This is a genomic window from Pantoea sp. X-Soil-TKNS-1280 (assembly GCF_059730475.1).
On record NZ_AP035962.1, the window covers coordinates 378,262 to 399,247 of the forward strand.

Genomic DNA, 20,986 nt, shown 5'->3' on the forward strand with positions numbered 1-20,986 from the left:
TTCCCGGCTGCCCAGACATTGACGTCAAAACGAGTAAAGGGTTCAACGACATGGCAAATAACGTCACCGGTATTCTCAGGATAGTGAAAGCTGCCGGTTATTCCTGGCAGGGATTGCGCGCCGCCTGGCAACATGAAGCGGCATTTCGCCAGGAGGCTATCGCCGCACTGGTGGCGATTGTGGTGGCATGCTGGCTGGATGTTGACGCAATCTCCCGCGTACTCATGATCGGTTCTGTGGTGCTGGTGGTCATCGTTGAGATTATGAATAGTGCCATTGAAGCCGTCGTCGACCGCATTGGTCAGGAGCGTCATCCGCTGGCCGGACGCGCGAAAGACATGGGGTCGGCTGCTGTATTGTTAGCTATCTTACTGGCTATTTTCGTCTGGATCGCGCTGCTTTGGTCGCATTTGCGATAAGGATTCCGGATTCATCAACTCGCTGATTTTTCCCTCAGTTTTGGTTTCCATTTCGCCAATACCTGTATATACTCACAGCGACTGTATAAACAACCAGGGGGCGGGATGAAAGCGTTAACCAGCAGGCAGCAACAGGTCTATGATCTGATTCGCGACCATATCAACCAGACGGGCATGCCGCCAACGCGTGCGGAAATTGCTGCTCAACTGGGCTTCCGCTCACCGAATGCGGCAGAAGAGCATCTGAAGGCTCTGGCACGCAAAGGCGTGATTGAAATCGTCTCCGGAGCGTCGCGCGGTATTCGTTTATTAATGGAAGAAGAAGCCAGTGAGGGGCTGCCGCTGATTGGCCGTGTCGCCGCGGGTGAACCGTTACTGGCCCAGGAGCATATCGAGGCTCACTACCAGGTTGATGCCAACCTCTTCAAACCTACCGCTGATTTCCTGCTGCGCGTTAGCGGCATGTCGATGAAAGATATCGGCATTATGGATGGTGACTTACTGGCGGTACACAAGACTCAGGAAGTGCGCAATGGCCAGGTCGTGGTGGCGCGCATTGATGATGAAGTCACAGTGAAACGCTGGAAAAAGCAGGGCGCGATTGTGCAGCTGCTGCCAGAAAACAGTGACTTCCAGCCGATTGTGGTCGATACCCGTGAACAGTCACTCACCGTTGAAGGGCTGGCGGTGGGTATCGTGCGCAACGGCGAATGGCTTTAATCCTTTAAATCCCCCACTACGGTAGCGCCTCTGCGCTGCCGTGGTTTGATTTGCCAAAATAACTGTAGCGCAGCACAAACCGGGACGGGCTGATGCAGCTGTTTTCCTCCTCTGATAAGACACTCTGGCGGCTGGCGCTGCCGATGATCCTTTCGAATATCACGGTGCCATTGCTCGGCGTGGTGGATACCGCGGTGATTGGCCATCTTGACAGTCCGATCTATCTCGGTGGCGTGGCAGTGGGTAGCACGGCAACCAGCTTCATTTTTATGCTGCTGCTGTTTTTACGCATGAGCACGACCGGACTGACTGCGCAGGCATTTGGTGCCAGCGATAAAACGGCGCTGGCGCGTGCGCTTACCCAACCGTTGCTTATCGCATTGATCGCAGGCGTGTTGTTTATGTTGCTGCGCACACCTGTCAGCAATCTGGCGGCTGCGCTAATGGGGGGCAGCGTTGCGGTACAGCAACAGGCGCAGCTGTTTATTCAGATTCGCTGGCTCAGTGCTCCCGCTACGCTGGCTAATCTGGTACTCCTGGGCTGGCTGTTGGGTGTGCAGTATGCACGTGCACCCGTTGTTTTGCTGGTGGTGGGCAACCTGGTTAATATTCTGCTGGATCTGCTGTTTGTGCTCGGTCTGCACTGGGGAGTGGCAGGTGCTGCTGCGGCTACAGCGCTGGCCGAATATGTCACCCTGGGTGTCGGGCTGTTAATGGTCGCTCGGGTATTAAAGCTACGTGGTATTGATTTCACCCTGCTAAAAGCGAGCTGGCGCGGTGGTGCCGCCCGCCTGTTTCGTCTCAATCGCGACATTATGTTGCGCTCATTTCTGCTGCAAATCTGTTTTGCTTCTCTGACGATCTTTGGCGCGCGCATTGGGCCGGATGTGGTTGCAGTCAACGCGGTTCTGCTGATGTTTCTCACTTTCACAGCTTACGCATTGGATGGTTTCGCTTATGCGGTTGAAGCCTGCTCTGGTGAAGCGGTTGGTGCGAAAGATCGCAGCCAGTTGTTGTTGGTCTGGCACGCGGCATGCCGTCAGGCGGGCCTGGTGGCGTTGCTGTTCGCCATGATGTATGCCCTGTGCGGGGTGCAAATTGTCGGGTTGCTGACCTCGCTGGACGAACTCCGCGAAGCCGCCGACCGTTACCTGGTGTGGCAGGTGGTGATGCCCCTGGTGGGGGTATGGTGTTATCTGCTGGATGGCATGTTTATCGGCGCGACGCGTGGCAGGGAAATGCGTAACAGCATGGCGCTGGCGGCGCTGGGTTATGGCCTGTCGTTGCTCACCTTACCCTGGTTGGGAAATCATGGTTTGTGGCTGGCGGTGACGGTATTTCTGGCATTACGCGGACTCACGTTGTGGCTGGTCTGGCGTCATCACTGGCGTCACGATAGTTGGTTTTCGCATAGTGGAATATAATTTGTTAATTACAGATTAATCCGTAAGTGTGCTATCTGATATTCATTGTCTACTATAATTATCCTTAACAGCGCAATTAAGTAGCGTGTTATATCGGTTTTTACCTTCAGGAAATGGGTATGCCGTCAACTCACTGGAAATGACATGGAGAACGGTTATGAACAAAGACGAAGCGAGTGGAAACTGGAAGCAATTCAAAGGGAAAGTGAAAGAAAAATGGGGCAAGCTGACTGATGATGATATGACCGTCATCGAAGGGAAACGTGATCAGCTTGTCGGTAAAATTCAGGAACGCTACGGCTACGCTAAAGACCAGGCCGAGCGTGAAGTGAAAGACTGGGAAAGTCACAACAAGGATCACCGCTGGTAACGGACCCGTTTAAGGACGATGCTCCTAAGCTCCGATCCTGATGATCGGGTTGGCACAAGGAGGTGCCATTTATCCCTTCCTCAACCGCTTTTTGCCTTCAACCTGATGATCATGATCGCAACTTTCATGATGGGTACAGGCTTCCACTTCGGCACAATTTTCACAGAGTCCGTGGGCTTCAATCACGCTATGGCGCAACGCAAAACCCGCTTGTTCAGCCAATCCGGAGATGATCTTTTCAACGCCATGCGCATGTTTTTCACTGACGGCTGCACAGCGGTCACAAACCAGCATCACTGAGGTGTGTGCAGGTTCATCAAAATGATGGCAGACCACGTAGCTGTTGTTGGATTCAACGCGATGGATAAATCCCTGCTCCAGCAGAAAATCCAGTGCGCGATAGATGGTTGGCGGTTTTGCCTGGGGTTCACTGACGCGCAATTGATCCAGTAAATCATAAGCACTGATCGATCCATTTTGCTCGGCCATCAGGCGTAGCACTTCGGCACGTTGTGTGGTCAGACGCACGCCGCGTTGCAGGCAAAGCGTTTCAGCCTGGTTCAGAAGTTGGTCTGGCGACAAATTTGACATAAGTGTTCTCCGGGTGGCGAGTGATGTTATTTTATCACACAAATTTTTACGCTGCTGTGATTGCTTTTCTCGCTGAACATTGCCAGGAAAAATCTTGTTTTTCATAAGATTAATATCAGTGTTATTCCCCTTTTTTTCTCATACTGTCATCTGCGTTCTTTGTTACGGATTTATTATAAAGCCGGCTAATTGGTTTTTGCTTTGCAACTCACCGACTTAGCGTCTAAGGTTCAAAAGGGCTTAAGTAATGTCTGGCCTTAATTTAGACATCGTTTAATTTTCTGCATAAATACACGACAGATTGCTGCACCAGCAGTCAATTCTGCGAATAGCAGTGCTATTTCCTTTTATTTCACAGCAATAAATCGTTAGCCCAGGTTCACAATAAGGGCTGGTAAATTGTTTCGTCGATGACGTAGTCACGACATTTGAAAGGTGATGGCAGGCTCATGGTGAAGACATTATTCAGGCGCAAAAAAGTTGCTTATCTTGTTGTTTTGAATTCAGTATTTCTTTCCTCTTCAGCTCTGGCAGCAGGTACCTGGTACGACGCACGTAATGACGCAATGGGCGGCACAGGTGTTGCGTCTTCCACCTGGAGCTCTGCGGTACTGGCGAACCCGGCATTGATGACCAAAGCAAAACCTGATGATGACGTAAGCATCATTTTCCCTTCAGCGGGTGTGCAGGTTACCGATAAAGACAAACTGATTAATAAAGTCGATGACATTACGGATACCGTTGACCGTTATCAGGATGTCATCAATAACTTAACCTTCCAGGATTATCTCAACGGCTACCCGCAGCTTAAAGCCGCAGCAGGGGATATGGCGAATCAGTTGAGTGACCTGCGTGGCAACAAAGCAGATGGCTCGGCGGGTGTGGCGCTGGCTGTCACCGTGCCAAATGAGACGCTGCCCTTTGCGTTTATCACCAAGGCTTATGGCACTGCACATGTTCGTGCGAATGTGGCGCAAAGCGATATAGATTATCTGAACGGCGTGGCCGACGGGACCATCATTCCGGTGCCGGGTGATGAAGATAATTTGCGCTCCAGTGCCAATGGGCTTGCGGCGTTAGTGACTGATTACGGTATTTCCGTGGCGCACCAGTTTACTATTGCGGGCCATCCGGTCTCTGTAGGCATCACGCCAAAACTGCAGAAAACCTGGTTGTATAATTACACCGCCAGCATCTACAACTACGACAAAAGCGACATCAACAACAGCCGTTATCGCAGTTCCGATACCGGTTTCAACGTGGATGCCGGTATCGCCACTGATTTTGCCGACAATTGGACTTTCGGTTTGACCGGTCAGAACCTGATTTCGCGCAACATCGATACCAAAGAAGTGGATGGCTATCGCGATACTTACCAAATCCGTCCGCTGGTCACTACCGGTCTGGCCTGGAACTACGGTCCTGTGACCCTGACTGGCGATGTCGATCTGACGCAAACTAAGCGTTTTAAATCAGAAGACAGTAGCCAGTATATCGGCGTGGGTGGCGAGTACCGTGTGCTGGACTGGTTGCAGCTGCGTGCCGGCTATCGCGCCGATATGAAGTCGAATGATACCAACGTTTTCACTGCCGGTTTTGGTGTGTCACCATTCAACAATACGGTACATCTGGATCTGGCCGGTTCGGTTGGTGCAGACAATACCTGGGGTGCGATGGTGCAGCTCGGATTTAACTTCTGATTGATGTTCATCACACCGACGGGCGGCTGTGTCGCCCGTCAATCCTGTGGTATGATTGCGCAGATTCTCATCACTTAACCCCGGATTTACTGCGTTTCATGACCGATACCTTCTCTTCGCAACGTTTTTCCATTGCTCCCATGCTCGACTGGACTGACCGTCACTGTCGTTATTTTCACCGCAAGTTAAGCGGCGATACGCTGCTTTACACCGAAATGGTGACCACCGGCGCAATCATTCATGGTAAGGGCGATTATCTGGCCTTTAGCGAGGATGAGCATCCGGTCGCACTGCAACTGGGTGGCAGCGATCCGGCGGCGTTAGCGCAGTGTGCTCAGTTGGCAGAAGCGCGTGGCTATGACGAGATCAACCTTAATGTAGGGTGTCCGTCCGATCGTGTGCAGAATGGTCGCTTCGGTGCCTGTCTGATGGGAGAAGCTGCGCTGGTCGCGGATGGTATTAAAGCAATGCGCGATGTGGTGAGCATTCCGGTGACGGTGAAAACCCGCATCGGCATTGATGATCAGGATAGCTACGCATTCCTGTGCGATTTCGTTGGCACTGTGGCGCAGCAGGGGGGTTGTGACACCTTCATTATACACGCGCGTAAAGCCTGGCTTTCGGGTCTGAGTCCGAAAGAAAACCGTGAGATTCCGCCACTCGACTATCCACGCGTCTACCAACTGAAGCGCGATTTCCCGCAGTTAACTATGGCTATCAATGGCGGTATCAAAACGCTGGAAGAGGCGAAAATCCACCTGCAACATATGGATGGTGTGATGATGGGGCGCGAAGCCTATCAGAACCCCGGCATTCTGGCGCAGGTTGACCGTGAATTGTTTGGGCGTGATACCCCGGTGGTGGATCCTGTGGCGGTGGTGCGCAGTATGTACCCTTATATCGAAGCGGAACTGGCGAAGGGGACTTACCTCGGCCACGTCACACGCCATATGCTGGGGCTATTCCAGGGAATCCCGGGAGCACGCCAGTGGCGTCGTTATCTGAGCGAAAATGCGCATAAACCGGGAGCGGATGTGCGTGTGCTGGAAGCCGCACTGGCACTGGTGGCGGATAAGATCCCACAGGAAGCCTGATTGGATTCGTAACGGCGCGATTTATCGCGCTGTTACGGCAGATCTATGATCTGGCATCACAGAACACGGTTTTATTTACACCACAAGTTAGTGAATTTCACCATTTCCTCTGCGCGCAATTCGCACAAAATCCAACAATATCAGATAGTTAGCGAAATTCTCATTCTGGCACGCATCTTGTAATGCATCACCTGTTACCAACACAGGAGAGCCTTCGTGGAAATATTATTTATTATCGGCTTTTTTCTCATGCTGCTGCTGACCGGCGTGTCATTGCTGGGTGTGATTGCGGCGCTGATTGTTGCAACGGTGCTGATGTTCCTCGGTGGGTTGTTTGCGCTTGTTATCAAATTGTTGCCGTGGCTGGTGCTGGCCGTGGTCGCCGTCTGGTTATATCGAGCCTTCACCACGCCTGATGGTGAAATAAAGATGCAGCGACTGAAAAGAAAAATCAGTAAGTTAGAGAAGAATGGCTGGCGCTAAATGCGGGTGTGATCACAGAGTTAATCATTGCTTAGTACAAATACGCAATTAAACATATTTTTTACTTATGTTTTCTGCCAGGATAGCTGCCGTTGAGTCAACAATGAATTCATCGCCGCTGTCCCTACACCAGCGCGAACTATAAAAAAGAAAAAGGGGCTTCCTACGGGAAGCCCCGTTTGCTTTCTGGCGTCAGGGAATCAGCAGGCTGGATCCCAGCGTGGCGCGGCTTTCCAGCACGCGATGAGCCTCGGCCGCATCGCTCAGCGCAAATTTTTGCTGTTCCGGCACGGTGATTTTAATCGCATGGCTGGCGATCAGAGAAAACAGTTCAGCACTGGCGCTGTCGAGTTCTTCACGGTTGGTAATGTAGCCGAACAGCGAAGGGCGAGTGACAAACAGCGACCCTTTCTTATTCAGAATCCCTAAATCGACACCGGTTACTGCGCCGGAAGCATTACCAAAACTCACCATAAGGCCATGACGGCGCAGGCTATCGAGTGAAGGTTCCCAGGTATCTTTACCGACTGAGTCGTATACCACCGCCACTTTTTTACCGTTCGTTAGCTCGCTAACACGCTGCGCAATATCCTCGTCGCGATAGTTAATGGTGGCCCAGGCTCCGGCATCTTTGGCCATCTGCGCTTTTTCGGCTGAGCCGACGGTGCCAATCAGGTGCGCACCTAACGCTTTCGCCCACTGGCAGGCAATCAGGCCAACGCCGCCAGCCGCCGCATGAAACAGGAACGTCTCATCCGGTTTGACTTTATAGGTCTGGCGCAGCAGATATTGCACCGTCAGACCTTTCAGGAACGAGGCTGCTCCCTGCTCAAAACTGATTCGCTCCGGCAAAATCACCAGACGATCTTCGTGCACATTGTGCGCCTCGCTGTACGCGCCGAGGGATGACTGGCAGTAGACCACGCGGTCGCCCGCCTTAAAACGCGTCACCGCAGAACCGACTTTTTTCACCACGCCCGCCGCTTCGGTGCCCAGCCCGGATGGCTTCGTCGCGACCGGATATAATCCGCTGCGCACGTAAGTGTCGATGTAATTGATGCCAATCGCCCGGTTTTCTACCTGCACTTCATGTTCAGCGGGATCGGCAAGATCAAAATCCACCCATTGCAACACTTCAGGGCCGCCGTGTTCGTTGAACTGAATACGCTTTGCCATTCTGACTCCTGTGATTGTTCAGCCTGTGACGTTATACTTGCGCGTCACTACTTAAGATCGGTAATGCATTCACTATGGCAGGAAATAAACCCACCAACAAATCGAACGAACCCCGCGACCGTCAGCTGGAAGGTGTGAAAATGCCACCGCATTCCATTGAGGCGGAGCAGTCGGTACTCGGTGGGTTGATGCTGGATAACGAGCGCTGGGACAATGTGTCCGAGCGTGTGGTCGCGGATGATTTTTTCAATCGCTCACACCGGCTGATCTTCTCCGAAATGCAACGGCTGCTGGAAGCCGGTCAACCTATCGACCTGATTACGCTGTCGGAATCGCTGGAAACACGGGGTGAACTGGATATGGCGGGGGGCTTTGCCTACCTGGCCGAACTGGCGAAAAACACCCCAAGTGCCGCGAACATTGGCGCTTATGCGGATATCGTACGTGAACGTGCGGTGGTGCGTGAAATGATCTCGGTGGCGAACCAGATCGCCGATGCCGGTTATGATCCGCAAGGGCGCAGCAGTGAAGATCTGCTCGATTTCGCCGAATCTAACGTCTTTAAAATCGCGGAACAGCGCGCCAATAAAGATGATGGCCCGAAAAACATTGAGCAAATCCTCGAAGCCACGGTATCGCGCATTGAATCGCTGGTTGCCACGCCGCACGATGGTGTTACCGGGGTGGATACCGGTTATCAGGATCTGAACAAAAAAACCGCCGGTTTACAGGGCTCGGATCTGATTATCGTTGCAGCTCGTCCGTCGATGGGTAAAACCACGTTCGCCATGAACCTGTGCGAAAACGCCGCCATGCTGCAGGAAAAACCGGTACTGATCTTCAGTCTGGAGATGCCCAGCGAACAGATCATGATGCGTATGCTGGCTTCATTATCACGCGTTGATCAGACCCGCATCCGTACCGGCCAGCTGGAAGATGAAGACTGGGCGCGTATTTCGGCCACCATGGGTATCCTGCTGGAAAAGAAGAATATGTATATCGATGATTCTTCTGGTCTGACGCCGACGGAAGTGCGCTCCCGTGCACGCCGTATCTATCGTGAAAACGACGGTCTGAGCATGATCATGATCGACTACCTGCAATTGATGCGTGTGCCATCGCTGTCCGACAATCGTACGCTGGAAATTGCGGAGATCTCGCGCTCGCTGAAGGCGCTGGCAAAAGAGTTGAATGTGCCGGTCGTGGCGTTATCGCAGCTGAACCGATCGCTGGAGCAGCGTGCTGATAAGCGCCCGGTCAACTCGGATCTGCGTGAATCCGGCTCGATCGAACAGGATGCTGACCTGATCATGTTTATTTATCGTGATGAGGTTTATCACGAAAACAGCGATCTGAAAGGTATCGCTGAGATCATCATCGGTAAACAACGTAATGGACCGATCGGTACAGTACGTCTGACCTTCAATGGCCACTGGTCGCGTTTTGATAACTACGCAGGCCCGCAATACGACGACGAATAATCCTCTTTCCCCCTATGCATGCACGATTTGTGCATGCATTTCACGTCATCACAAAATAGTGTTGGACAACCCCGTCTTTAATCAGGTTATCTGTAGCAAAGCGCACCCTATTACGCTGTGGAAGCAGAATGACTCAGGTAGACGATTACGACCTTAAGATACTGACATTATTACAATCTAATGGCCGCCTCACGAACCAGGAACTCAGTGATTTGGTGGGCCTTTCGGCGTCCCAATGTTCACGCCGCCGCATCAATCTGGAACAGGCAAACCTGATTCTCGGCTATCATGCCCGGTTGTCGCCCGATGCTATCGGCCTCGGCATGGTGGGTTTGATTGAAGTGCGGTTGATTAATCACACCCCCGATTACGAAGAAAGTTTTCACCGGATGGTGGAGCAGGAAACCGCCATCGTCGATGCGTTTAAAACCACTGGTGACGCCGATTATCTGCTGAAAGTTGCCGTGTCTGACCTGGCTTCATTGAGCGCGTTAATCAGCCAGCTGGTGTCGGGTCATCAAAGCGTGGCCCATGTTAAAACGTCGGTGGTATTAAGCCGTTTAAAAGAGAACGGTTTGATGATAATTCCCGAGCACAAAACGCGCCAAAAAAGTGCGTGATGTGCTAGTCTGGTGCAATTAATGCCATTCAAATGCAAAAAACGCGCACCAGATAACAGATTTGTGCATGGATTTATGGATTAGTCATTCATCAATGCACAAAAACCTGCAATAAAGCGCCTTAGTTATCAATTGGATAATCACTGGCACCCATCGGCGACGAGCAGACGTCGCCGATGTGGTGCGTTTTTTGCATTTGAACCGCATCAATTGCAATGAGAAAAATCCATGGATAACGTTGTTCAACCTACCAAAATTCCCCATTCCCGCATTGAAGATGCGTTGGCGATTGTGCTGGGTACGCTGATGGTCTCGTTTGGCGTCATTATGCTAAAGCAGGCCGGTGCGCTCACCGGCAGCTCAGCCGGGATTGCCTTCTTAATCAGCTATCTGACACCGCTTTCGTTTGGCAGTGCGTTTTTCCTGATTAACCTGCCGTTTTACTGGCTGGCAGTGCGCCGGATGGGCTGGGAATTTACCCTGAAAACCTTCTGTGCCGTGGCGCTGGTCTCGCTTTTTACCCATCTGCATCCGCTGTTCATCCATTTTTCTGCGCTAAATCCGTTTTATGCGACATTGTTCGGTAACGTGGTGATGGGAATTGGGTTTATAGTGTTGTTTCGTCACAAGGCCAGCCTGGGTGGCGTCAATATTCTGGCGCTCTGGCTGCAGGACCGCATCGGTCTGCGCGCCGGAAAACTGCAAATGGCCGTCGATACCTGCGTGGTGCTGGCGTCGTTATTTGTGGTCTCTGTACCTATGTTGCTTGCCTCGATAGCGGGTGCGGTGGTCCTCAATCTCATCATCGCCATGAATCACCGTCCTGGCCGCTATATGGTTTGACGATGCATCGTTACCTGACTTTTATGACCAATCATGGAGATCTGCACCGTGTTTCAAAATGTTGATGCCTATGCCGGCGATCCGATTCTGTCGTTGATGGAAACCTTCAAACAGGACCCGCGTGACAATAAAGTGAATCTGAGCATCGGCCTCTATTACAACGAGCAGGGCATCATTCCTCAGTTGCAGGCCGTAGCCGCAGCGGAAGAACGCCTGCAGGCGGCACCGCATCAGGCTTCGCTTTACCTGCCAATGGAAGGTTTCGGTCCTTATCGTAACGCGATTGCCCCGCTGCTGTTTGGCAATGAGCACCCGATGCTGAAAGCGGGTCGCATTGCCTCCATTCAGACGCTGGGTGGTTCCGGTGCGCTGAAAGTGGGTGCGGACTTCCTCAAACGTTACTTCCCGAATTCAAATGTCTGGGTCAGCGATCCAACGTGGGAAAACCATATCGCTATTTTTAACGGCGCAGGTTTCGAGGTGAATACCTATCCCTGGTATGACGCAGAAACCAACGGCGTGAAATTTGATGCCTTTATCGCGGCGCTGAAAACCCTGCCGAAGCAAAGCATTGTGCTGCTGCATCCGTGCTGCCACAACCCAACCGGTGCTGATCTGACCGATGCGCAGTGGGATCAAACCGTTGAGGTACTGAAGGCGCAGGAGCTGATTCCGTTCCTCGACATCGCTTATCAGGGCTTTGGTGCAGGTATGAACGAAGATGCCTATGCGATTCGCGCGGTGGCTGCTGCGGGCCTGCCAGCGCTGGTCAGCAACTCCTTCTCGAAAATTTTCTCACTGTATGGTGAGCGTGTCGGCGGACTCTCCATTGTCTGTGATAGCGCAGAAGAAGCGGGCCGTGTGCTGGGTCAGTTGAAAGCCACCGTGCGTCGCAACTACTCCAGCCCGCCGAACTTCGGTGCTCAGGTGGTTTCCTGTGTGCTGAACGATGAAGCATTGCTGAATAACTGGCTGGCGGAAGTTGAAGCGATGCGTCTGCGCATCATTGAAATGCGTCAGGCGTTAGTCGCGGTGTTGCGTGAGAAGCTGCCGGGTCAAAACTTCGATTATCTGCTGAAGCAGCGCGGTATGTTCAGTTATACCGGCCTCAGCGCCCAGCAGGTTGATCGCCTGCGTGATGAGTTTGGCGTGTACCTGATTGCCAGCGGTCGTATGTGTGTGGCGGGTCTGAATAGCCGCAACGTCCATCAGGTGGCGGAAGCCTTTGCTGCCGTGATGTAACGCCTGCCTCTGGCCGTATCTGAACCGCCATGCCTTCGGGCTGGCGGTTTTTTTATGGATAAATCATCAAGCTTGCCGAAAAACAATAGTTTTTGTCAGAAAACAGAAGACGATAGTAAGTAGCCTAAAGAATAATTAATCCTGACTCAGAAAGAATTAAAGGGTTTTATAAATCGACTCCACTAAATTTTAATATTCTTCTGGATTTTTTTTAATAAACCTTTTGATCTTGATGAATAATTTTACAATCAGGAGGTTTATTATGTTGGAAAATGTTATTCACACTCGAACTTGTAATGGGATACTATCCACCTCAATTCCTACCACGCAAGCAGAACCTGAAAATAATGAGGGTGACTTAGATTATGAAGAGTACGCTATATCTGGCACTGATGGGGATTTAAGTGTTGGTGTCTATCGGCCTAAATCAGTTAATGGGCAAGGTGATGCGTTTATTATCGATGATAAAACCTTTGCTTCGCTGAGGCAGAATGAGGACGTATTTAAAGAGCTGGGTAAGTTATGTGAACACAGTAACAGTTCAATTGTCGTGGCTAAACACCTAATGCAGGATTCTGATGGCAGTGATGGGGAGAAAATAATAAAGTCATTGTCAGATGATGGTGTTTTTGACAAACATCGCATTCACAATGTGAAAAATCCATCTGGAGATATTAGCGCGATATTCAGATGTGTTAATACTGTGATGGATTTAAAAGGAAAAACTAATAATGAACTGACTGAAGATTATCGCAGTTGTTTCAGAGGATTCGAGAATGATTTTGTCACCACGATTGTTGTCGATGGGGAGCTCAGAACCATCGTGAATGGCGATCTGCCCAAACTGATCGCAAAAGAGTTAGCTCAGGAATCGGCGAAAGTGATCATTGGCGGCGCAGGCTGGGTGGCGGGGGGCGCTCTTGCGAGTGTGCTGCTGCCGTCTGCGGCCGCAGGAGCCGGTGCTTTAATTTTAGGCAAGGCTTTATATAAATGCAGTACCCAACTGTTATCTTCCGCAATAGACCGGATATTGCTTGCCTACCGATGCCCATTCCCCAACTGGGTTTATCCTGTTGGCTCTGATATGAAAGCCGCATATGAAAATGCGCAGACACCGCGTTTTTTCCCATTCCTGGCCAATATCAATATGAACCATGAGTTGTCTGGTCGTTTACTTAAAGATGAACCACAATTAGACATAAACAAACTCTTTGTCGGGCGAAAACCTGCTCCTGAGTCTCTACCCGAAGGCACTTTAATCATCAGGGAAGCTCCCCCACTTTTGACTAAAGTGAAACCAGAAAATAAAAAAAGCTCGCGTTCTAAAGTTGGCTCTTTGGCAGCAGCAATGAATACGCATAAAAGCCAGAAGGATACTGTGCAGGGTTCTAACGGAGGGATCGCCAGTCAAACTTTAAACGTTGCTCTTGATTATGCCAGGACGCCATTTATGGCCTTAGATATATTTTCGAACCGGGCATACGATTGGATAAAGGCGGGGAAAGGTATTGATCTGGAGAAGGCACAGAAGTTAAAAGATGTGATTAAATTTGCAAGTGAGAATCATCAGAGAAACGTTCAGAAATTTGATCTTATCTGCGACGAAATGGCAGCCAGGAATATTAATACTGACAACATTCGGCAAAATATTCCAGACAGTATCACAACCTATCTTTCATTCTTTACCGATACTAAAGTCACAAAAGATACCGTTGAGTGGAAAGCCGGTAAGGTCAGTGCGACGCTTGATGATCTGACGCGATTAGTTGATTCAATGGCGAGAGGTGATAATCCAGCCAAAACGCTCGCAAAAGAAAAGAGATATTATACGGAACAATCTGCGGATAAATTATCAAAGGCGGATACGCAATCTACAGAGGATCGCGTCAAACTTTATTCAGCAATGATTACGAGTTCGCTGAAGGATGATTTATCTGCTCAGGTCAAAACCATGGTTAATTCTTTGAAGTATGCCCATAAACTGCATGCTGAGTTTGACAGTGGCAAAGTGGACAAAGATTACAGCCGATTTATTAACAAAGAAGGGCTGCAAAGGCAGGTTGAAATGTTGCCGAAACTGGCGGGGATGCTTGAGGAGCTGGACCTGGAAATCGAGGCATTTTTGCCTGCGCTCAGTCTGTCTGCGGCACGGGAGTCATTCCGCAAATCTGAAGATTTATCAAAGATAAATCAAAAAACGCCTAAAGCCATCACTCTCAATGAGGCGAACCTCGAAAGAATCCATAACATGCTGGAAAAGTGTATGGCGGCATGCCTGTATGCCAATGAGATACATCTGGAGCCAACCCTCAATCGTGGAGAGGATGTTTTACCGTCCGGCAAGGATGAGGTCTCTGCAACACATGCGTTATCCGAAGAGGCGTTCGCAGGCCTGCTATTGCCGCTGGAAAAAGCGGTAAAAAGTATTAGCGCCAGTGCTTCTTCACTGGCAGCCCTGGGTTTTGTCGCGTAGGCGGCAGTGCTTCACCAATCAGCCGCCATGTCTCCGGGCTGGCGGTTTTTTTCGCACTATTCCAGGCCGCTTTTTCCTTTTCCTTTACCTTTTGCCGACATGCTGCACACTTAAACGGTGTGTTTAATTCAGGATTCCAGTATGTGGCACCAGCAAACCTTAACGCTTAGCGCTAAACCCCGTGGTTTTCACCTGATCACTGACGAGGTAGTCGGGCAAATTCGTGCGCTATCAGATGTGCGTATCGGGCAGCTGCATTTGTTGCTACAACACACTTCAGCCTCGCTGACACTCAATGAAAATTGCGACCCCACGGTACGTAGCGATATGGAACAACATTTCCTGCGTCATGTGCCGGAAAATGCCCCGTATCAGCATGATTATGAAGGTGCAGATGATATGCCTGCGCACATTAAGTCATCGTTACTCGGCGTATCCTTGTTACTTCCGGTCAGCCGGGGACGGCTGGTATTGGGTACCTGGCAGGGGATTTATCTCGGTGAACATCGGGTACACGGCGGATCGAGGCGCATAGTCGCCACCTTACAAGGGGAGTCATCATGAACACTTCGGATTTACTGACGTATTGCATGAGCAAGCCGGGCGCGGAACAGAGCGTACACAGTGACTGGAAAGCCACGCAGATTAAAAGTGAAGGTATTTTGTTTGCCATGGTGCATGACGTAAAGGGACGTCCGGCGGTATCGCTGAAAGCCACGCCTGCGCTGGCAGAGTTATTACGTGAGGAGCATAGCGATGTGTTTCCAAGTGAACATCTCAATAAAACCCACTGGAGTACCCTGTGGCTGGATGGTTCACTGAAGGATTCGCAGATTTACTATCTGGTGGATGCCTCCTGGCAACAGGCTGACGCCACGCGCGCGGCGGGCGTCAGCCATAACGAGGATTAAGCCGCAGCTTCCTCACGCAGGGTGTTGATATCAATCACAAAGCGGTACTTCACGTCGCTTTTCAGCATACGCTCGTAGGCTTCGTTGATTTGGTTCATGGCGATCAGTTCGATATCGGAAGTGATACCGTGCTTGCCACAGAAATCCAGCATTTCCTGGGTTTCCGCAATGCCACCAATCAGCGAGCCAGCGATGCTGCGACGCTTGAAGATCAGGTTAAACACCTGTGGTGCCGGGTGATCATGTTCCGGTGCACCCACCAGTGTCATATTGCCATCGCGTTTCAGCAGGGCAATAAACGGGTTGAGATCGTGCTGTGCTGCCACGGTGTTGAGGATGAAGTCAAAGCTGTTGAGGTGCTGTGCCATCTGATCGGCATCTTTCGAAATCACCACTTCGTCAGCGCCCAGACGTTTACCATCTTCGATTTTTGACGGTGAAGTGGTAAACAGCACTACATGCGCACCCATCGCATGTGCCAGTTTCACACCCATATGGCCCAGGCCACCCAGGCCGACAATCCCCACTTTTTTACCCGGACCGACGTTCCAGTGGCGCAGCGGCGAGTAAGTGGTGATACCGGCACACAGCAGCGGTGCGACACCCGCCAGATCGAGGTTTTCTGGTACGCGCAGCACAAAGTTTTCATCCACGACCATGCTGGTGGAGTAGCCGCCGTAGGTGATGGCTTTGGTTTCGCGATCTTCACCGTTATAGGTGCCGACAAATCCGTTTTCGCAATATTGCTCCAGCCCTTCCTGGCAGCTCGGACAGCTGCGGCAGGAGTCAACCAGACAACCTACACCTACCAAATCACCCACTTTGTATTTGTGGGTGTGTGCGCCAACCGCAGTGACGCGACCAACGATTTCATGGCCCGGCACCACCGGGAAAATGGTGTTTTTCCATTCATTACGCGCGGTATGAAGGTCAGAGTGGCAGACGCCGCAGTACAACACTTCAATCTGCACATCATGAGCGCGCAGTTCGCGCGGCTTATAGTCGAACGGGGCGAGTTTGGATTTCGCGTCCTGTGCGGCATAGGCATGCGTAATATTCATGGTGTCTCCAGTTACGATGTGTCGAGAGTTTTTTGCGGGATCCCGTCAACCGAAGCGGGCGGGATAAAGGCACGTTAAGCGTGCCAAAAAGGAACTGTGTAAGGATAGTCAGCCAGGTAGAAAGCGTATATGCCTGAAGTTGTCTGATTCTTGCCTGTTTCTGCATTTCGCTGCGGAATCCGGCAGAAAAAATCAGGCCCGCAATCGCGGGCCTGGGAAGGGAATTATTTAGTTAACATCGGTTTAAGGAAGCGTGCCGTGTGGGATTTTTCACACTGCGCCACGGTTTCCGGTGTCCCTGCGACCAGGATTTCACCGCCGCCGCTACCACCTTCCGGGCCGAGATCGACAATCCAGTCCGCGGTTTTAATCACGTCAAGGTTGTGCTCAATCACCACGATGGTGTTGCCCTGGTCGCGCAGCTGATGCAGCACTTCCAGCAGTTGCTGGATATCGGCGAAGTGCAGACCGGTGGTCGGCTCATCGAGGATGTATAGCGTCTGTCCCGTACCGCGTTTCGACAGCTCGCGCGCCAGTTTAACGCGCTGTGCCTCACCACCGGACAGCGTAGTGGCAGACTGACCGAGGCGGATATAGGACAGACCCACATCCATCAGCGTTTGCAGCTTACGCGCCAGCGCAGGCACGGCATCAAAGAAGTCACGCGCTTCTTCAATGGTCATCTCCAGCACTTCGTGGATGCTTTTGCCTTTGTACTTAATTTCCAGCGTTTCGCGGTTATAGCGTTTGCCTTTGCACTGATCACAGGGGACATAAATGTCCGGCAGGAAGTGCATTTCCACTTTGATCACGCCATCGCCCTGGCAGGCTTCACAGCGTCCGCCGCGTACGTTAAAGCTGAAACGGCCCGGGTTATAACCACGGGAACGCGCTTCCGGCACACCGGCAAACAACTCACGAACCGGGGTGAAGATGCCGGTATAGGTGGCCGGGTTAGAACGCGGAGTTCGGCCGATCGGGCTTTGATCGATATCGATCACTTTGTCGAAATGCTCAAGGCCGGCGATCTCGCGATACGGAGCCGGTTCGCCGCTGGTGGCACCATTTAACTGGCGCTGAGCAATCGGGAACAAGGTATCGTTGATAAGCGTAGATTTACCGGAACCGGAGACGCCGGTGATACAGGTAAACAAGCCAACCGGCACCGTCAGCGTCACATCTTTCAGGTTATTGCCGCGTGCGCCAGTGAGCTTCAGCACTTTGGCCGGATCACCTTTGACGCGCTCCTTCGGTATGGCGATTTCACGTTTGCCGCTCAGGTACTGGCCGGTGAGAGAGTCTTCATGCGCCATGATGGCATTGACATCACCTTCCGCCACCACCTGGCCGCCGTGCACTCCGGCACCTGGGCCGATATCAATAATATGGTCGGCGGCACGGATCGCATCTTCATCGTGTTCGACCACAATCACCGTATTGCCGAGATCGCGCAGGTGAATCAGGGTGCTCAGCAGACGTTCGTTATCACGCTGATGCAGACCAATGGAGGGTTCATCCAGCACATACATCACGCCAACCAGCCCTGCACCAATCTGGCTTGCCAGACGGATACGCTGTGCTTCACCACCGGAAAGTGTCTCGGCGGAACGCGACATGGAAAGATAATTCAAGCCCACGTTGACCAGGAAGCTCAGGCGGTCGCCAATTTCTTTCAGCACTTTTTCCGCGATTTTGGCGCGCTGGCCGCTCAGTTTGAGTTCGCGGAAGAAATCCATCGCGTGACCGATGCTCATATCCGAGATGGTCGGCAGATTGGTATTTTCCACGAAGACGTGACGCGCTTCGCGGCGCAGGCGGGTACCTTCGCAGCTGGCACAGGCACGGTTGCTGATAAATTTCGCCAGTTCCTCGCGGACTGCGTTGGATTCCGTTTCTTTATAACGGCGTTCCATATTGTGCAGCACGCCTTCAAACGGATGGCGACGTACCGAGGTATCACCACGGTCGTTGATATATTTGAACTCGATGCTTTCCTTGCCGGAACCGTACAAAATCACCTGCTGCGCTTTGTCGCTCAGGCTGTTGAACGGGGCTTCGACATCGAAATCGAGATGCTCTGCGAGCGAGCGCAGCATCTGGAAATAGTAGAAATTACGGCGATCCCAGCCGCGAATCGCGCCGCCAGCCAATGACAGTTCCGGGTTTTGTACCACGCGGTCAGGATCGAAATATTGTTGTACGCCGAGACCGTCGCAGGTCGGGCAGGCTCCCGCCGGGTTGTTAAACGAGAACAGACGTGGCTCCAGCTCGCGCATACTGTAGCCACAGATCGGGCAGGCAAAGTTGGCGGAGAACAGCAGTTCTTCGACGCTGCTGTCGTCCATATCCGCGACAATCGCCGTGCCACCGCTCAGCTCCAGCGCGGTTTCGAAGGATTCGGCCAGACGGGTGGCAAGATCGTCACGCACGCGGAAGCGGTCAATCACCACTTCGATAGTGTGCTTCTTCTGTAGTTCCAGCTTCGGCGGATCGGAGAGATCGCAAACCTCGCCATCGATACGGGCGCGGATGTAACCCTGGGTCGCCAGGTTTTCCAGCGTTTTGGTGTGTTCACCTTTGCGATCTTTCACCACCGGAGCCAGCAGCATCAGGCGGCGGCCCTCTTCCTGTGACAGCACCTGATCCACCATTTGGCTGACAGTCTGTGCCGCCAGCGTGACATCATGATCCGGGCAACGCGGTTCACCGACGCGGGCAAACAGCAGACGCAGGTAGTCATGGATTTCCGTGATGGTACCCACCGTCGAACGCGGGTTATGGGAAGTGGATTTTTGCTCAATGGAGATGGCGGGCGAGAGACCTTCAATGTGGTCAACGTCCGGTTTCTCCATTAAAGAAAGAAACTGGCGCGCATAGGCAGAGAGCGACTCCACATAGCGACGCTGACCTTCCGCGTACAGCGTATCAAACGCCAGAGAGGATTTACCGGAACCTGACAGGCCGGTAACCACAATGAGTTTGTCGCGAGGGATGATCAGGTTGATGTTTTTCAAATTATGGGTGCGGGCACCACGAACTTCGATCTTATCCATTCACCTTTCCCGGATTAGAAGCACTCGCCGCGCCTTGCCGACGGCGGCCAGAAGAAACGCGTATTATGGCACAAAAAATAGACTGAATAAATATCCAGTGTTTTGTGTTTTTTTTGTCTATTATGGAAGCGCGCTCGAAAGTGGGAACAGCCGCCATGACGTGTTAGAATTGATCGTTTAGAATTGACGCATTAACTCATCGGGAGACAGCAACATGGCCAGTCGTGGCGTTAACAAAGTGATTCTTGTCGGGAATCTGGGTCAGGATCCGGAAGTGCGTTATATGCCGAATGGTGGTGCAGTTGCCAACATTACACTGGCTACGTCAGAAAGCTGGCGCGATAAGCAAACCGGTGAAAACAAAGAGATCACTGAATGGCACCGCGTTGTGCTGTTTGGCAAGCTGGCGGAAGTGGCCGGTGAATATCTGCGTAAAGGTTCGCAGGTCTATATCGAAGGTCAGCTGCGCACCCGTAAATGGCAGGACCAGGGTGGTCAGGATCGTTACACCACCGAAATCGTGGTCAATGTTGGCGGCACCATGCAGATGCTGGGTGGACGTCAGCAAGGCGCTAATGCCGGTGGTGCGCCGATGGGCGGCCAGGGCGGCGGCAACAATAACGGCTGGGGCCAGCCGCAGCAACCGCAGCAGAGCGGCGGTAACCAGTTCAGCGGCGGCGCACAGCAGCGTCCGCAGCAGCAGAGCGCACCGGCGAACAATGAACCGCCGATGGATTTTGATGACGACATTCCGTTCTGATTCGATTTGCTTTGCAGACGTTTTAAAACCCCGCTGGTCGGGGTTTTTTATTGCCCAAATCCCACATACGAAAAAGGCCACCTTGCGGCGACCTGTCCCGGTACTTCCCTGTACGACCATCCGTTATTTATACAGTTCTGCGGTCATATGAACACGATTATTGGTGTTCGCTTCGGTGATTTTGTACTGAGCACCCTGTTGCGCTGCCTGAGCGGCGATTTTGGCTTCTGCACCGTCCAGAGTTGAAGCGGAAGCGGTAATGCTCTGTGCGAAGCTGCCGAAAGAAACCAGTGACAGGGCCGCAACTGCAACGAAAGTTTTGATAGATTTCATGGTCATTTCCTCAGAGATAATTTTTAGTTGGTGGGGCGTTGTGCCCCGATGTGAGAAAGAATAGACCTGTAGCCCGGTAAGTAAAAGCTGATGGTTTTGCTGAAAGCATTCAAAAAAATTGATTAAATTTTCGTATGCATCGCGACACGACAACGGAGTGCGATATATCACGAGATAGTCTTTCATTTAACCTTTTGCCACATTCCCTCTGAAGTGGCACAAAAAGCCGTTC

The 20,986-nt window shown here is 51.8% G+C and carries 20 protein-coding genes; 15 read left to right on the top strand and 5 right to left on the bottom strand.

All coding sequences use genetic code 11. From position 1 onward, the window contains the following. Positions 1 to 50: 50 nt before the first annotated feature. The 4 genes from AC6I8X_RS01715 (at position 51) to AC6I8X_RS01730 (ending at position 2,933) form a co-directional block, all read left to right on the top strand. A complete protein-coding gene (locus tag AC6I8X_RS01715; protein WP_299458262.1) occupies positions 51 to 419 on the top strand; it encodes a diacylglycerol kinase in 369 nt (122 codons plus the stop codon). Positions 420 to 524: 105 nt separating this feature from the next. Then, positions 525 to 1,139, top strand: a complete 615-nt coding sequence (gene lexA / locus AC6I8X_RS01720) for a transcriptional repressor LexA (RefSeq protein WP_013507486.1) — start codon at positions 525 to 527, stop codon at positions 1,137 to 1,139. A gap of 92 nt (positions 1,140 to 1,231) precedes the next feature. Beyond that, entirely contained in the window at positions 1,232 to 2,563 is a 1,332-nt protein-coding gene (gene dinF / locus AC6I8X_RS01725; RefSeq protein WP_313683597.1) for an MATE family efflux transporter DinF, read from the top strand. Between the two features lie 157 nt (positions 2,564 to 2,720). Next, entirely contained in the window at positions 2,721 to 2,933 is a 213-nt protein-coding gene (locus tag AC6I8X_RS01730) for a CsbD family protein (protein WP_299458256.1), read from the top strand. A gap of 69 nt (positions 2,934 to 3,002) precedes the next feature. On the opposite strand, the gene zur is transcribed toward AC6I8X_RS01730, so the two are convergent. After that, on the bottom strand, positions 3,003 to 3,524 hold the full coding sequence (gene zur, locus AC6I8X_RS01735) for a zinc uptake transcriptional repressor Zur (RefSeq protein ID WP_299458254.1): 522 nt from the start codon (positions 3,522 to 3,524) through the stop codon (positions 3,003 to 3,005). Positions 3,525 to 3,973: 449 nt separating this feature from the next. Between zur and AC6I8X_RS01740 the strand changes: the two genes are divergently transcribed. The 3 genes from AC6I8X_RS01740 (at position 3,974) to pspG (ending at position 6,801) form a co-directional block, all read left to right on the top strand. Next, positions 3,974 to 5,224, top strand: coding sequence for a conjugal transfer protein TraF (locus AC6I8X_RS01740; protein ID WP_313683598.1), 1,251 nt, complete (start codon positions 3,974 to 3,976; stop codon positions 5,222 to 5,224). 98 nt (positions 5,225 to 5,322) lie between these two features. Then, a complete protein-coding gene (gene dusA, locus AC6I8X_RS01745) occupies positions 5,323 to 6,318 on the top strand; it encodes a tRNA dihydrouridine(20/20a) synthase DusA (RefSeq protein ID WP_299458250.1) in 996 nt (331 codons plus the stop codon). 216 nt (positions 6,319 to 6,534) lie between these two features. Next, positions 6,535 to 6,801: an envelope stress response protein PspG gene (pspG, locus tag AC6I8X_RS01750; RefSeq protein ID WP_299458248.1), complete on the top strand. Its 267-nt coding sequence runs from the start codon at positions 6,535 to 6,537 to the stop codon at positions 6,799 to 6,801. A 192-nt stretch (positions 6,802 to 6,993) separates the two neighbouring features. Here the strand turns inward: pspG and AC6I8X_RS01755 are convergent, their stop codons facing one another. Continuing rightward, a complete protein-coding gene (locus tag AC6I8X_RS01755; protein WP_313683599.1) occupies positions 6,994 to 7,977 on the bottom strand; it encodes a quinone oxidoreductase in 984 nt (327 codons plus the stop codon). A 74-nt stretch (positions 7,978 to 8,051) separates the two neighbouring features. Here AC6I8X_RS01755 and dnaB point away from each other — a divergent pair, with 74 nt between their 5' ends. From dnaB to AC6I8X_RS01790, 7 genes are all read left to right on the top strand, one after another. Then, entirely contained in the window at positions 8,052 to 9,458 is a 1,407-nt protein-coding gene (gene dnaB, locus AC6I8X_RS01760) for a replicative DNA helicase (RefSeq protein WP_084871836.1), read from the top strand. Between the two features lie 128 nt (positions 9,459 to 9,586). Next, a complete protein-coding gene (locus tag AC6I8X_RS01765) occupies positions 9,587 to 10,078 on the top strand; it encodes an Lrp/AsnC family transcriptional regulator (protein ID WP_084871837.1) in 492 nt (163 codons plus the stop codon). A 228-nt stretch (positions 10,079 to 10,306) separates the two neighbouring features. Continuing rightward, positions 10,307 to 10,921 carry a YitT family protein gene (locus AC6I8X_RS01770; RefSeq protein WP_299458239.1) on the top strand — a complete coding sequence of 205 codons (615 nt, stop codon included), beginning with the start codon at positions 10,307 to 10,309 and terminating at the stop codon, positions 10,919 to 10,921. Between the two features lie 48 nt (positions 10,922 to 10,969). Next, complete coding sequence (locus AC6I8X_RS01775) at positions 10,970 to 12,163, top strand: amino acid aminotransferase (protein ID WP_497840448.1); 1,194 nt, start codon at positions 10,970 to 10,972, stop codon at positions 12,161 to 12,163. A 262-nt stretch (positions 12,164 to 12,425) separates the two neighbouring features. Further along, on the top strand, positions 12,426 to 14,636 hold the full coding sequence (locus AC6I8X_RS01780; RefSeq protein WP_497840449.1) for a hypothetical protein: 2,211 nt from the start codon (positions 12,426 to 12,428) through the stop codon (positions 14,634 to 14,636). 141 nt (positions 14,637 to 14,777) lie between these two features. Beyond that, complete coding sequence (locus AC6I8X_RS01785; protein WP_084871840.1) at positions 14,778 to 15,200, top strand: secondary thiamine-phosphate synthase enzyme YjbQ; 423 nt, start codon at positions 14,778 to 14,780, stop codon at positions 15,198 to 15,200. Then, positions 15,197 to 15,547 (top strand): MmcQ/YjbR family DNA-binding protein, encoded by a 351-nt coding sequence (locus tag AC6I8X_RS01790; protein WP_299458235.1) that lies wholly within the window; start codon positions 15,197 to 15,199, stop codon positions 15,545 to 15,547. The genes AC6I8X_RS01785 and AC6I8X_RS01790 overlap by 4 nt, the downstream gene beginning before the upstream one ends. Here AC6I8X_RS01790 and AC6I8X_RS01795 read toward each other — a convergent pair. Together AC6I8X_RS01795 and uvrA are read right to left on the bottom strand one after the other, a co-directional pair. Beyond that, the gene (locus AC6I8X_RS01795) at positions 15,544 to 16,608 is read right to left on the bottom strand and encodes an NAD(P)-dependent alcohol dehydrogenase (protein WP_084871842.1); all 1,065 of its coding nucleotides are present in this window, start codon (positions 16,606 to 16,608) and stop codon (positions 15,544 to 15,546) included. The genes AC6I8X_RS01790 and AC6I8X_RS01795 overlap by 4 nt on opposite strands. A gap of 224 nt (positions 16,609 to 16,832) precedes the next feature. Continuing rightward, a complete protein-coding gene (gene uvrA, locus AC6I8X_RS01800) occupies positions 16,833 to 19,661 on the bottom strand; it encodes an excinuclease ABC subunit UvrA (RefSeq protein ID WP_299458230.1) in 2,829 nt (942 codons plus the stop codon). Positions 19,662 to 19,875: 214 nt separating this feature from the next. On the opposite strand from uvrA, the gene ssb1 reads away from it, so the two are divergent. Then, positions 19,876 to 20,421, top strand: a complete 546-nt coding sequence (gene ssb1, locus AC6I8X_RS01805; RefSeq protein WP_084871844.1) for a single-stranded DNA-binding protein SSB1 — start codon at positions 19,876 to 19,878, stop codon at positions 20,419 to 20,421. A 123-nt stretch (positions 20,422 to 20,544) separates the two neighbouring features. Here the strand turns inward: ssb1 and AC6I8X_RS01810 are convergent, their stop codons facing one another. Further along, positions 20,545 to 20,754 (bottom strand): YdgH/BhsA/McbA-like domain containing protein, encoded by a 210-nt coding sequence (locus AC6I8X_RS01810; RefSeq protein WP_013512484.1) that lies wholly within the window; start codon positions 20,752 to 20,754, stop codon positions 20,545 to 20,547. Positions 20,755 to 20,986 lie beyond the last annotated feature (232 nt).